Annotated in this window: 11 protein-coding genes and 2 tRNA genes; 9 read left to right on the forward strand and 4 right to left on the reverse strand. The window is 40.9% G+C overall.

The window, feature by feature from the left end:
- Positions 1-36 precede the first annotated feature (36 nt).
- The 6 genes from rhlB to C5N92_RS04990 all read left to right on the forward strand — a co-directional run bounded on the left by rhlB (position 37) and on the right by C5N92_RS04990 (position 6,626).
- Positions 37-1,272 (forward strand): ATP-dependent RNA helicase RhlB, encoded by a 1,236-nt coding sequence (rhlB, locus tag C5N92_RS04965; RefSeq protein WP_111749757.1) that lies wholly within the window; start codon positions 37-39, stop codon positions 1,270-1,272.
- An 83-nt stretch (positions 1,273-1,355) separates the two neighbouring features.
- Positions 1,356-1,727, forward strand: a complete 372-nt coding sequence (locus C5N92_RS04970) for a hypothetical protein (RefSeq protein WP_111749758.1) — start codon at positions 1,356-1,358, stop codon at positions 1,725-1,727.
- Positions 1,728-1,770: 43 nt separating this feature from the next.
- Entirely contained in the window at positions 1,771-3,261 is a 1,491-nt protein-coding gene (locus C5N92_RS04975; RefSeq protein ID WP_111749759.1) for a helicase HerA-like C-terminal domain-containing protein, read from the forward strand.
- 140 nt (positions 3,262-3,401) lie between these two features.
- Complete coding sequence (locus tag C5N92_RS04980) at positions 3,402-4,436, forward strand: ABC transporter substrate-binding protein (protein ID WP_111749760.1); 1,035 nt, start codon at positions 3,402-3,404, stop codon at positions 4,434-4,436.
- 118 nt (positions 4,437-4,554) lie between these two features.
- A complete protein-coding gene (fdhE, locus tag C5N92_RS04985; protein ID WP_111749761.1) occupies positions 4,555-5,472 on the forward strand; it encodes a formate dehydrogenase accessory protein FdhE in 918 nt (305 codons plus the stop codon).
- A 194-nt stretch (positions 5,473-5,666) separates the two neighbouring features.
- Positions 5,667-6,626, forward strand: a complete 960-nt coding sequence (locus C5N92_RS04990) for an ABC transporter substrate-binding protein (protein ID WP_111749762.1) — start codon at positions 5,667-5,669, stop codon at positions 6,624-6,626.
- Positions 6,627-6,699: 73 nt separating this feature from the next.
- Here the strand turns inward: C5N92_RS04990 and fbpC are convergent, their stop codons facing one another.
- The 4 genes from fbpC to C5N92_RS05010 form a co-directional block, all read right to left on the reverse strand.
- Positions 6,700-7,749, reverse strand: a complete 1,050-nt coding sequence (gene fbpC / locus C5N92_RS04995) for a ferric ABC transporter ATP-binding protein (RefSeq protein ID WP_111749763.1) — start codon at positions 7,747-7,749, stop codon at positions 6,700-6,702.
- Positions 7,750-7,759: 10 nt separating this feature from the next.
- On the reverse strand, positions 7,760-9,799 hold the full coding sequence (locus C5N92_RS05000; protein WP_111749764.1) for an ABC transporter permease: 2,040 nt from the start codon (positions 9,797-9,799) through the stop codon (positions 7,760-7,762).
- Positions 9,800-10,086: 287 nt separating this feature from the next.
- Positions 10,087-10,160: transfer RNA gene (locus C5N92_RS05005), tRNA-Cys, on the reverse strand.
- A 14-nt stretch (positions 10,161-10,174) separates the two neighbouring features.
- Positions 10,175-10,250, reverse strand: a tRNA-Gly gene (locus C5N92_RS05010).
- Between the two features lie 223 nt (positions 10,251-10,473).
- On the opposite strand from C5N92_RS05010, the gene efeO reads away from it, so the two are divergent.
- The 3 genes from efeO to C5N92_RS05025 are packed head-to-tail and all read left to right on the forward strand — an operon-like array spanning position 10,474 to position 14,181.
- Entirely contained in the window at positions 10,474-11,286 is an 813-nt protein-coding gene (gene efeO / locus C5N92_RS05015) for an iron uptake system protein EfeO (protein ID WP_111749765.1), read from the forward strand.
- Positions 11,287-11,297: 11 nt separating this feature from the next.
- Positions 11,298-12,494 carry an iron uptake transporter deferrochelatase/peroxidase subunit gene (efeB, locus tag C5N92_RS05020; protein ID WP_111749766.1) on the forward strand — a complete coding sequence of 399 codons (1,197 nt, stop codon included), beginning with the start codon at positions 11,298-11,300 and terminating at the stop codon, positions 12,492-12,494.
- Positions 12,451-14,181: an FTR1 family iron permease gene (locus C5N92_RS05025; protein ID WP_111749767.1), complete on the forward strand. Its 1,731-nt coding sequence runs from the start codon at positions 12,451-12,453 to the stop codon at positions 14,179-14,181. The genes efeB and C5N92_RS05025 overlap by 44 nt, the downstream gene beginning before the upstream one ends.
- Positions 14,182-14,213 lie beyond the last annotated feature (32 nt).

Consider the following 14,213-nt stretch of genomic DNA (forward strand, 5'->3'; position numbering starts at 1 on the left):
ACCGCTTGTCGCCCTTATCATTTGTAGGAGAACCCAATGTCTAAACATCTCACTGAACAACGTTTTATTGATTTCCCTATTCACGACAGCGTGTTAGCCGCTCTTGATAGCAAAGGCTTTGAGTTTTGTACGCCTATTCAAGCGAAAACCTTGCCTTACACTCTTGCAGGACAAGATATTGCAGGGCAAGCTCAAACGGGGACAGGTAAAACCTTAGCTTTTTTAGTGGCAACCTTTCATCATCTACTGAGCCACGAAATTCCAACTAAAAAAAATCAGCCGAGAGCCTTAATTCTTGCTCCAACTCGTGAACTTGCGGTGCAAATTGCATCTGATGCGTCAATGCTGACCCAATATGCTGATTTGCGTTTAGCGTTGGCGTATGGCGGAGACGGTTACGATAAGCAGTTGCAAGAGATTGAGCGTGGTGTGGATATTTTGGTCGGAACGACTGGGCGTGTGATTGATTATGTCAAACAGGGCGTGATTGATTTAGATAAGGTACAAGTGGTGGTGCTTGATGAAGCGGATCGTATGTTCGATCTTGGCTTTATCAAAGATATTCGCTATTTAATGCGAAAATGCCCGAAACCTGAAGAACGTTTGACGATGCTATTTTCTGCCACGCTTTCTCACCGTGTGCGTGAGTTGGCGTTTGAAGATATGCACAATGCGGAATATGTGGAAATTGAGCCGTTACAACGCACGGGGCATCGCATTAAAGAAGAGCTGTTCTATCCGTCTAACGAAGACAAAATGGCGTTGTTGCTCACTTTAATGGAAGAAGAGTGGCCAGACCGTTGCATTGTATTTGCCAATACCAAACATAAATGCGAAGAAATTTGGGGCTATCTCAGTGCTGACGGGCATCGTGTCGGTTTGCTGACGGGCGATATTCCGCAGAAAAAACGCTTGGCATTGCTAGATAGCTTTACACAAGGCGAATTGGATATTTTAGTGGCGACTGATGTGGCTGCGCGTGGTTTGCATATTCCTGATGTGACCCACGTCTTTAACTACGATCTGCCTGACGACCGAGAAGATTATGTTCACCGTATCGGGCGTACAGGGAGAGCGGGGGAGAGTGGTGTTTCGATTAGCTTTGCTTGTGAGCGTTATGCGGTCAATCTTCCGGCGATTGAAGAATATATCGGGCATCCGATTCCTGTCAGTCAATATGACAGTCAGGTATTACTTGATCTACCTAAACCACAACGAGCCCGTTCTAAGAGTATCGCATCAAATAGACGTAGAGAAAAATCGTCATCGTAATTGAACATTTAGCAAAATAAAGACTCTATCACAGGGCGGTAAGACAACTTACCGCTTATTTTATTTTAAAAAGGAGAAAAAATATGGATATGATAAAAACGGCATTTGCCGCATTATTAGTTTTATCAGTGGCAGGTTGTACTCGCCAAGGTGTATCTGTTGTTCATAACAAAGAACAAGCAAGATATTCTTCCAATACTATCGTAAATAAACGTATAAATACGACGGAATGTTTAGATACAGATGATTGGTATTTAGATGGTTATCGTGTTGGAAAATCGTTTTCTACACAAAAAGCACAAATGCTACAACAGCGAGTTGGTTTTTGCCAATTATCGCTAAAAACACTCCCACAGCAGTTTAAAACAAATTGGGAAAATGGCTTTTCTGTTGGAAATAATGAAAATATTAAAGCAAAAAATAAACAAAATCGCCAAGCCCGTAAAAAAGTGTAATAGAATAATCTCATAAATTAACGCTTATTGGAGAAATGAATCTATGTCGAATTATGAAATTGCTCAATCAAAAGAAGGAAAACCGATTTCATTAACTGCCAAAATGGCAAACCGTCACGGTTTAATTGCAGGGGCAACAGGAACGGGTAAAACAGTTACATTGCGTAAATTGGCTGAAACTTTCAGTAATGATGGCGTGCCTGTGTTTCTTGTTGATGTTAAAGGCGATTTATCGGGCTTAGTGCAAGCGGGCAGTTTTCAAGGAAAAATTGCAGAACGTATTGAGCAATTTGGTTTAGGCGGCGAAAGCTACTTAAACGGCTTTCCTGTCTCATTTTGGGATGTGTTTGGCGAATCGGGCATTCCGCTTCGTACCACTATTTCAGAAATGGGGCCGATGTTGCTCGCTCGTTTGCTTAACTTAAATGATACACAGGAAGGCTTGTTAAATCTTGTATTCCGCGTGGCAGATGATAAAGGTTTATTATTAATCGATCTCAAAGATCTGCGTGCAATGCTTAAATTTGTGGCAGAAAATGCTAAAACATTCCAATTAGAATATGGCAATGTTTCGGCGGCGAGTGTTGGCGCGATTCAACGTGCGTTACTTGCTCTTGAAAATGAAGGAGCGGCAAACTTATTTGGCGAACCTGCATTAGATTTGCAAGACTGGATTCAAACCCGTGATGGTCGTGGTGTGATTAATGTGTTGAACTCGGAAAAACTGATTAATTCACCAAGAATGTACGGCGCATTTTTACTGTGGTTTATGGCGGAGTTGTTTGAACAATTACCAGAAGTGGGTGACCCTGATAAGCCGAAATTTGTCTTATTCTTTGATGAAGCGCACTTACTTTTTGACGGTGCACCGAAAGTGTTAGTCGATAAAATTGAACAAGTGGTGCGTTTAATTCGTTCAAAAGGTGTTGGCGTCTATTTTGTCACGCAAAATCCATTAGACTTGCCAGAGTCAGTATTAGGTCAGCTTGGTAACCGTGTGCAACACGCTTTGCGTGCCTTTACTCCAAAAGATCAAAAAGCAGTAAAATCGGCAGCAGAAACTTTCCGTGCAAATCCGGGAGTGAATGTCGTTGAAGCTATTACTCAGCTTGGCGTTGGAGAAGCATTAATTTCAGTATTAGATGAAAAAGGTATGCCAACCCCTGTGGAAATTGCTTATGTTTATCCACCACAAAGTCAGCTGAAACCAATCTCTCAAGATGAACGTTTAGCCCTTGTGAAGCAAGATGATCTTTATCATCATTACAGTGAATCGATTGATAATCCTTCTGCCTTTGAAACCTTAAATGCCCAAGCACAAGTTCAGCAACAGGCTGTTGAACAAGAGAAAGCAGAAGAAGATAGCTTTTTAGGCGGTATGCTTGGTAGTATTTTCGGTACGAAGAAAAAAAGCGAGCAAAGCCTTGCAGAACAAGTGGTTGGCAGCGTGGCTCAATCCGTTGGACGTAATTTACGTAACCAAGTGACCAAACAGATTATGCGTGGTTTACTGGGTGCAATCACGAAAAAATAATTTGTACTAATATAAGCGGTGAGTTTGCATAAAAAATTTACAAAAACTCACCGTTTTTTCTTATTTGTGAATCAGGTCACAGTATTCATCTTAAAATCTCGTTATATTGCATCTACTTTTATTCATAGAAGGATGATGTAATGAAACTAAAAAAACTCTCTTATTTACTTTCTACATTACTTTTGGGCGCAGCAGTTTCATCTACTGCTCAGGCGGAAGGACGTTTAGTTGTTTATTGTAGTGCAACAAACTTATTTTGTGAGCAAGAAACCAAAGCATTTGGTGAAAAATATGATGTTAAAGTCTCTTTTATTCGTAATGGCTCAGGAAGTACGTTAGCTAAAGTTGAAGCAGAAAAAGGAAACCCACAAGCGGATGTTTGGTATGGTGGTACATTAGATCCTCAATCGCAAGCAGGTGAAATGGGACTGCTCCAGCCTTATCAATCACCAAATCTTTCTCAAATCATGGAAAAATTCCGTGATCCTGCAAAAGTTAAAGGAAACTATACTTCTGCCATTTACATGGGGATTTTAGGTTTTGGCGTGAATTTAGATCGATTGAAGAAATTAGGGATTGAGAAAGTTCCAACGACATGGGAAGAGTTGCTTGATCCTCGTTTAGCAGGTGAAATTCAAATTGCAGATCCACAAAGTTCTGGCACAGCTTATACAGCGATTGCGACTTTTGTTCAACTATGGGGAGAAGAGAAAGCATTTGCATATTTCAAACAACTTCATAAAAATATCTCACAATATACTAAATCAGGCATTACACCGTCACGAAATGCAGCTCGTGGTGAAACCGCGATTGGTATCGGCTTCTTACATGATTATTCAACTGAAAAGAAAAATGGGGCTAATCTTGAAATTGTTGCACCAACAGATGGTACTGGCTATGAATTAGGCGGTGTGAGTATTTTACATGGCGCAAGAAACTTAGATAACGCAAAACTTTTCGTGGATTGGGCATTATCTAAAGAAGCACAAGAACTTTCATGGCAAAAAGGTGAAGCTTTCCAAGTATTAACAAATACCACTGCAGAACCTTCTCCATATTCACTTGACCCTACAAAACTGAATTTAATCAACTACGACTTTGAAAAATATGGTTCAAATGAGGAGCGTAAGCGTTTGATTGATAAATGGGTTAACGAAGTTAAATTAGCACAATAGCATTTGTCTGCAGAACTCCCCCTTAATTTGGGGGAGTTTTTTTGCTACAACTTTTTAACAAATTTTGGATAAAGTGCGGTAAAATTCTCACTAAATTAATTACCACTAGAGAAATCGTATGAGTATTCGAATCCTTCCACAAGATGAAATTCAAAAAGTTGCTAGTTCATTTCAGCATCCTGATCTGTTATATGCAAACCCTAAAAATTTATATGCTCGCCGAGCAAAACGCTTACGCCAGTTAGCAGAAAATAATCCATTTGGCGATTATCTTGAGTTTGTGGCAAATATCGTAGAAGTTCAGCTTGATCTTCTTCAAAATCAGCCGATTGCAAATATTTCAAAAGATCTGACCGCTTACCTAGAAGCAAATGAAGGGATTAAACCGTTAGATCCAAAACGCTTTAAACGTTCAGCAGAGTGGCAGCAGTTACTTTTAGCGTTTATTGAAAAATTTAAACCTTATGCATCGGATACGGTATTAGCAACATTAGAATGGCTTGAGAAAGCATCAAGTGCAGAGTTAGAAACCCTTGCCGATCACTTACTCAATGAGCGTTATGAAGATGTAGGGGCAGATAAAGCCGTTTTCCTTTGGGCGGTATTATCACTTTACTGGGTACAATTAACCCAACAGCTACCACGTAATACCCGTGCAGAAGGTGAAGAACGTCATACGTGCCCAGTGTGTAATTCTGCACCAGTAGCAAGCGTGATTCATTTTGGTGAAGCACAAGGCTTACGCTATTTACACTGTTCATTATGTGAAAGTGAATGGAATATGGTGCGTGCGAAATGCAGTAACTGCGAACAAACAGGTAAATTGGATTACTGGAGCTTAGACAGCATGGATGCCGCTGTGAAAGCAGAAAGTTGCGGCGACTGTGAGAGTTATCTTAAAGTCATGTATCAAGATAAAGATCCGCATGTTGAGCCGATTGCTGATGATTTAGGCACCCTATTCTTAGATGCCGAAATGGAGCAAAAAGGCTTGGCGCGTAGTGCGATCAATCCATTCCTATTTCAAGTAGAATAACCTTATTCTTTTCATACAAGCGGTCAGTTTATCCGTAGATTTTGCAAATCTTGATTATAAACTGACCGCTTGTGTGTTCTTTTCTTTTAATACATAAAAATCCCCTTGCTTTTCCCTAACGGATTAAGTATTTTTATATATATTGTACTATTTTAATAGTACAAAGATACAAATTCACATTTAAGGAAAATTCTATGAAATTCAGCAAAACATTATTACTCACCGCATTAACCGCATTTTCACTCAACGGCTTTGCACAAGATAAAGTACATCATGTCGCCATTACTGCGATTGTAGAACACCCTGCCCTTGATACTATTCGACAAGGCGTGATTGAAGAATTAGCCCGTGAAGGTTTTGTTGAAGGCAAAAATATCAAAATTGACTTCCAATCAGCGCAAGGCAGTACCGCCACAGCTGCTCAAATTGCACGCAAATTTGTTGGCGATAAAGCAGATATTATTATTCCAATTACCACACCAAGTGCGCAACCTGTGGTGGCGGCAACGCGTTCTATTCCGATTGTCTTCTCAGGAGTAACCGATCCTGTTGCGGCAAAATTAGTGAAATCTTGGGAGCCAAGTGGTACAAACGTGACAGGTATTTCAGATCACAAACCGATTGAACCACAACTTAAATTAATTCAAAGCCTTGTGCCTGAATTAAAAGCCGTGGGCTATGTGTATAGTGCAGGCGAAGTCAATTCAACCATCGTACTTGAAGAACTTGAAGCGACAGCAAAACAGGCAAATATCAAAGTCGTGCCTGTAGCGGTACAACGTAGTGCAGATATTGGCACGGCGGCTCGTAGCTTAAATGGTAAAGTTCAGGCGATTTATATCTCTGAAGATAATGCGGTGGTTTCTGCCTATGAAGCGTTACACAAAGCGGCACTTGAAGCGAAAATCCCTGTGATTGCCGCAGATAGAGATACAGTAAAACGTGGTGCATTAGCGGCGTATGCGGTAAATCAATATGACATTGGCGCAGAAACAGGCAAAGTGGCAGCTCGAGTGTTACGTGGTGAAAAAGCTGGTAGCATTGCAACGCACGATGTAAGCAAAATGGAACTATCCATTAATCAGCAAACCGCAAAAGTGTTAGGTATTACCGTTTCTGATGCGTTAGTGAAAGAAGCGAAAGAGTTATTCTAATCATTAAATGCAAGCGGGTAGATTGAATGACAGATTTGCAAAAAATACGTCGAATCTACCCGCTTGTATTACTTTATGGATTTAAAAGGAACACCCCTTTATTTTTAATTTCCACGTAGCAGTGCTGTTGCGTTTCATCATAATCTTCAGGGTTTAGATTAATCATCACTTCATTGCCTTGCCATAGTGCCGTTACTTCCCAGTGATTACCCATATAAATAGCGTGCTTGATTTCACAACGCTGAGCAGGGGACCCTTCTGTAAGCAGACGAATCCCTTCTGGGCGAATACCAACGAGGCAATCGCCATTCGGCACATTAAAACGTGCAGCATTTTCAAGGTTAAAGCTGAAATCGCCAATGTGGATGGTATCGTTATCACGTTTGCCAGCCAGAATGGTGGATTCCCCCATAAAGTTTGCTAGGAATAGGGAATTTGGCTGTAAATAGAGATTTTTTGCGGTATCTTGTTGGCGGATAACGCCTTTATCCATCACAATCACTTGATCTGACACCGCAAAGGCTTCGCTTTGGTCGTGGGTAACATAAAGTGATGTAATGTTTAAACGTTGTTGTAATTCACGAATCTTTTCACGCATTGAGCGACGTAAATTTGCATCTAAGTTACTTAATGGTTCATCAAATAACAGCACTTTAGGTTTGAGAATCAAGGCACGAGCAAGGGCAACACGTTGTTGCTGACCGCCTGAGATTTGATCGACATAGCGATCTTCAAAACCTGCTAAATCCACTAATTCTAAGGCTTCTTTGATACGCTGTTCACGTTCTGCCTTTGGTACGCCTTGCATTTTTAATCCATAGCCTACGTTATCGCCAATCGACATATGCGGGAAAAGGGCATAGGACTGGAACACAATACAGATGTCACGTTGTTGAATAGAATTGTGTGTGACATCTTCGCCATCAATAAAAATTTGCCCTGAAGTGGGGTTTTCTAACCCTGCCACTAAGCGCAATACTGTCGTTTTACCACAGCCAGAAGGACCGAGCAGAGTAACCATGGTGCCTTTTTTAATCGACAGGTTTAAATTATCAATAACCGTTGCTTTACCAAACGATTTAGTCACATTTTTTAATACTAAAAAATCATTTTGTTGTTCCATTTTGCTCTCCTTAATTCATTTTTTTCGCTTTTGAACGGGCAATGCGTGTGTCGCCAACTAGCCAGTCAAAAATAAAGATAATCGCCATCATCACGACAATTAAAATCGACCCGTAAGCAATCGCAATACCATATTCGCCATCTTCGACACGGTTTAAAATATAGGACGTTGCTACACGAGTATCTGCAGTAACAAGGAAGACGATTGCGCTCACCGTTGTCATCGCTCGCACGAAACTGGTGACTAATGCCGATAATAAGGCAGGTTTTAATAGCGGTAAAACGATGAAGAAAATCGTTTTAAAAGAGCCTGCTTTAAGCGACAGAGATGCTTCATCTAAGGATTTATCTAACTGCCCTAGACCTGCGATTGCCGCCCGCATTCCAACAGGCATATTACGCATCACCATAGATAACACGATGATAATGCCCGTGCCAGTTAGGTAAATTGGCGCATTGTTGAAAGCAAGAATATAAGAAACCCCTGCAACCGTACCCGGTACCGCAAAGCAGAGTAGGGTTAAAAACTCGAGCGTTTTTTTGCCTTTAAAATTACGGCGTACCGTCACATAAGCAATCAACAAACCAAATAGCGCAGTAATTGGGGCGGCGCTGGCGGCAAAAATAACTGTTTGAATCAGTGAAGGCCAAGCGCCATCGCTAAATCCTTGTCCGAATAGGTTAATGTAGTTGTTGAGTGTTAAGGTGTAATCTACGCCCCAGTTCACCGTAAAACTACCGTAGAAAATACTGCCGTAAAGGACAAAGTTGAACACCACCCAAAAGCCTAATGTGCAAATAATGAGCCATTTCATACCGCTTGGTAAGTCTTGCACATCACCACGATAAGATTTACCTGAAACAGTGACATAAGAGCGGTTACCAATCCATAAATATTGAATCACAAAAATTGCTAAAGAGAAGACAAGTAGAATGGTACCTAAGGTACTTGCAGAGGCATAATCTAACTGCGAACCTGCAATATAGAAATAAATTTGGGTTGCAATCACATCAAAGCTACCGCCTAACACTAATGGCGTACTGAAGTCGGCTAAAGATTGAATTGCTACAACTAAAAACGCATTCGCTAAAGCAGGTTTAAGCAGTGGGAAAATGATATAGAAAAAGGCTTGATAGCGATTAGAACGCAAGGTATAAGCTGCTTCTTCGACAGACGGGTGAATCGATTTCAATGCCCCTTCTAAAATCATAAATGCCATTGGCGTGAGTGCTAAAGTATGGGCAATAACAATCCCTGTGAAACCATAAAGCCAGTTACTACTAAAGCCAAGGTATTCAACTAAAAAAGCAGTCACATAACCAGAACGCCCAAGCATTAAAGTTACGCCCAAACCGACTACAAACGGCGGGGTGACGATAGGTAAAATAGAGAAAATTTTCCCAATAAATGCGGTGCGTTTAGCAATTCGGGTGGTATATAAAGCAAATGCCAAGCCAAATAACGTTGAAAGTACACCAACAGTCCCTGCAACACTTAATGAGTTTCCAATCACTCGAACGATATAAGGCTGTTGTAAAATGGTGAATACTTGGCTTGGTACAAACTCACTGCCGTCATAAAACATTGAGATAAAAATCGCAATGGTCGGATAGACGATAAAGAAGAAAATTAACAGGATAATGCTGATTAAAGAGGCAATAATAAAGCGATCTCCTTGCATCACTTTAAGATTTGCCAACGCATTGGTTGCTAAAGCGACGAGTGCCACAATCAAGAACATCACCGAATAGCCAAGACTAATTTTACCAATAATGGCTGAAATAAAGACAAATAAGAATATAGCCGCAACGCCGACCAGCTCTAAGATCGCACGAGATCGACTGTTCTCTTTATTTGGTATTAAATAGATAAGTAAAGGGAAAAACCAAGCCCAGCTTAAGTTAGTGCTAGACCAACCCATTGCTTGCCAGATTTCATCTGATGTGGACTCGAATAATCCATAATCCAACGCTTTAGAAGGAAGAATTAAAAATCCCAATAAAGCAAAAAACACCCAAAATAATGGACGTGCAAAAAATGATATTGACATACTACCTCACAAAATTCATTTTTGTTTAGGAAAGGCGTGTACTATAAAAAGCTATGTAAAGATCGTCAAACGCTTATCTCTAAAGATGTGATCTAGTTGGCAAAAGCCAATTAAATTCGCATTTAAATGCTGAATAAATAGGCGAGTGCAATTTGTAGGAAATGACTTAAAAGAAATTGTGATTTTTTATTAAACAAACAGTAAAGTTTTGAATGGTTATCCGAATAGAATAGTAATAAAAAATTGACAGTTCTACTTATTTAAAAGTACTTAGTAGATTGAAATTATGGAGGCGCGTCCCGGAGTCGAACCGAGCTACATGGATTTGCAATCCAGTGCATAACCGCTTTGCTAACGCGCCTTAGATATGAAAATTGGAGCGGGAAACGAGGCTCGAACTCGCGACCCCGACCTTGGCAAGGTCGTGCTCTACCAACTGAGCTATTCCCGCATTTGAGTTGTCGTTGAAAACGTGGTGCATTTTACTGATTTCTAAATTAGTGTCAAATATTTATTTTATAAAACAAAATTAACTGTCGAAAAAAAGGGCATTGCGATGATTTTTTGGTAAATATGATTGCAAAAGTGAAATAATATCTCTATTCTTTTTTTTGAGAATAAGTTGTATTTACATGTTTTCGATTAATTATAGATAAACAAATTAGGAGCCTTCTATGCGTTTAAAATCTCTTACGATTGCGATTTCGAGTTTATTTGTTGCTACATCTGTGTTTGCAACAGATTTATCAAAAGAAACTCAAACTTATAAAGAGTTTGTGGTTGGACAAATCGACCAACTTGTCGCAGATACTGAAAAATTTGTTGGCTATTTAAAAGCGGGCGATGTGCAAAATGCGAAGCAAATCTACCCGCTTGCACGTATGTATTTTGAGCGTTCAGAGCCGATTGCAGAAAGCTTTGGCGATTTAGACCCACGCATTGATGCGCGTCTTGCAGATGTTGCAGAAGAAGGTAAAACAGAGAAAGATTGGTCGGGCTTCCACAAAATTGAAAAAGTGCTTTGGGAACAAAATACCACCAAAGGCACAGAATCAACTGCTGATCAGCTTGTAAAAGATGTAAAAGAACTGCGTGCGAAAATCCCAACGGCAGAAGTCACTCCTGAATTGATGATTACGGGGGCGGTGGATTTGTTAAATGAAGTTTCAACCACCAAAGTCACTGGCGAAGAAGAGATTTTCTCTAAAACTGACCTTTACGATTTCAAAGCCAATATTGAAGGGGCGGAAAAAATCTATGAGATCTTCAAAGCCAAATTAGAGCAAAAAGACGCTAAATTGGCGAAAGAAATCGCCGCTCGTTTCCAAGATGTGAATGCGTTATTAGCGAAACATAACAAAGCGAAAGAGGGTTATGACTATGTACCTTACAACACCTTAACCGATAAGGAAATCAAAGCCTTAGCGGAAGCGGTAAACAAATTAGGTGAGCCATTAGCTCAAATGGGTATTCTTCTTGGTAAATAAAAGGATAAATTATGAGCGGAACTAACCATGCTGCTCGTCGTGATTTCCTAAAACAAGCAACATTAATCGGTGCTGGCTTAATGGCTAGCACCGCCTTTGCTTTGGAGCCACGAGCAACCCCAAAAATCAAAAATCTCTATCCATTTTACGGCACACATCAACAAGGCATTGCCACTCCTGCTCAAAAACAGATCTACTTTATGGTGTTAGATCTTCACACCACCGATCTCAATAGCATCAAAGAGATGTTCAAAACGTGGACAGAATATAGTGCCAAACTCACTCAAGGGCAAAATGTCAAAGCTTACCCTGAAAATGCTTATGTGCCGCCAACGGATACGGGCGAAGCGGATAGTTTAAACCCTTACAATCTCACTTTAACCTTTGGCGTAACCGCTTCTTTCTTCGATAAACTTGGCATTAGTCAGCTCAAGCCAAAACAACTTAAAGATTTACCGCACTTTCCACGTGATCAGCTGAAAGAGCATTACACGGGTGGCGATATTTGCATTCAAGCCTGTGCAGACGATCCGCAAGTTGCTTTCCACGCCGTGCGTAATTTGGTGCGTGTGGCAAGGGCGAATATCACAATGCGTTGGAGCCAAGCGGGTTTTAACTCCTTTGAAGGGGGCGACACCCCACGCAATCTGTTCGGTTTTAAAGACGGCACGGGCAATCCGCAAGGTAAAGCTTTAGATGAAACCGTTTGGTATCAAGATGATAACTGGTTGAAAAACGGCACATTTTTAGTCGCTCGTCGTATTCAAATGCATTTGGAAACGTGGGACAGAACCAACTTAATGGGGCAAGAAGAGACTTTCGGTCGCCATCGCGATTCGGGTGCACCCATCGGAATGAAAAAAGAGTTTGATACGGTCAATCTTGAGCAAAAAGATGAAAAAGGCAAGCCTGTTATCCCTGAAATTTCGCACTTACATTTAGCGAAGAAAACAGGCTTACAAATGCTACGCCGTTCTTTCTCTTATGCTAGCGGTGTTGATCCAAAAACGGGGCAATTTGACGCCGGTTTGTTGTTTATCTCGTTCCAAAAAGATCCACAACAATTTATCACGATTCAAAACAGCCTTGGCAATATCGACAAAATGAATGAATACATTACCCATATTGGCAGTGGATTATTTGCCTGCTTTGCTGGAGTTAAAGATGAACAGGATTACTTGGGTAAAGTCTTGTTTGAACAAGTTTAGCCATACTTTCTTTACATTTATGCTCAGTGTCATGCTGAGCTTTTCGTTATTGAGTTCGGCTTACGCCAAAGTGGAAACCAGCCATCTATTTGTGCATTTATCCGATGCCATGGCGGAAGTGAAAAGGGGTGAAGCTGCAAAATCTCAACCTTATTTGACCGCTTTACAGCAAGAATTTGTGGCAATTCCAAGCCACAATTCGCAAGCAGGGCAAGCGGTCAGTTCTGCGTTAAATTTTGCAATTTCTGAACCAAATCTCGACAATTTCGAGCAACTTTCAAAAGCCTTATATGCCTTTGAGAAAGAGCAAAATCCTGTCGATTACGAGCAAAAACGGCAACAATTTGCCAAACGTGTTATGCCCGTTTATCAAAAGCTATTGCAAGCGGTGCAACAACAGGATTTAGAAGCGGTACAGCAAGGCTACAAACGTTTTAATCAGACGTGGACACTTAATGAAAAAATCGTGCGAGAAACCAGTTTAGGTCATTACGGACAGATTGAAACGGCAATGACTTTGTTACGCATTGCGATGTTGTCTGAACCCGCTAACTTTGCCGAAATGCAAACACAAGCGGTTAAATTAGGCGAATCTTTAGCAGATTTTAAATCAGGCAAACAGCTACAACCGCAAGCTGCTTCAGCCAATGCTCCAACCACCTTGCAAGAAGGCATTAAGTTACTTGAAAAAAGTTATCAAGCCTTTAGCGACAATCAAGTATCGCAAGGGCAAGCGGATATTACCCTGTTTATTCAACAATGGGCGGTATTTGAAGGTGAAGTACGAACGCGTGATGGGGCTTTGTATAATCGAGTAGAAAGTGATCTGCCTGTGATTTTGGTCAAAGGCAATCAAGCCGATAATTTGGCTCACTTTAGAACCTTATTAGACGATCTGCAACAGCTTGATTTAGCGTCTAGCTACGGCATTGTCGATGCGATGCTGATCTTATTGCGTGAAGGCACAGAAGCCTTGCTGATCATTATGGCATTACTCACGACTTTAACCGTTGCTCGCCAACCACAAGCGAAACGTTGGGTTTATGCTGGGGCAGGTTTGGGCGTATTAGCAAGCATTGCGGGAGCGGTTGCTTTACAACTGCTGTTCCCTGCCATTTCAGCGGGGACAAACCGTGAAATTTTAGAAGGTGTGGTCGGCATTGTCGCTGTGTTAATGATGCTGTTTGTTGGAGCGTGGCTACATAGTAAATCTTCACTCAAAGGCTGGCAAAACTTTATCAACAAACAGGTGGCTCAGGCTCTTGCCACGGGTAGCCTATTTTCAATGTTGGCGTTAAGTTTTCTCTCTGTTTTTCGTGAAGGGGCGGAAACCATCTTGTTTTACGCTGGAATGCTCCCGATGATGACAATGCAGGATTTCTTGCTCGGCATTCTGTTTGCGTTAATTTTACTTGCGGTAATGGCGTGGGCGATGAATCGTTTTTCACATAAATTACCGATTCATCATCTGTTTAAAGTGATGACGCTACTGATTTACGGCTTAGGGTTTAAGATTCTAGGGGTAAGTATTCAGGCGTTGCAACTCACGCAAATTCTCCCTCGTCATATTATTGATGGCGTGCCAAATGTGACGGCGATCGGTTTTTATTCATCTTGGGAAGGTTTAGTGGCTCAGTTAATCTATATATTCATCATATTAGTGATAACTAAATTCTTAAATAGATAAAAGAACCACCATCAGAAGAGTGGTGGTTCAAA

The organism is Glaesserella australis, from assembly GCF_003260095.1.
Taxonomy (GTDB): Bacteria; Pseudomonadota; Gammaproteobacteria; order Enterobacterales; family Pasteurellaceae; genus Glaesserella; species Glaesserella australis.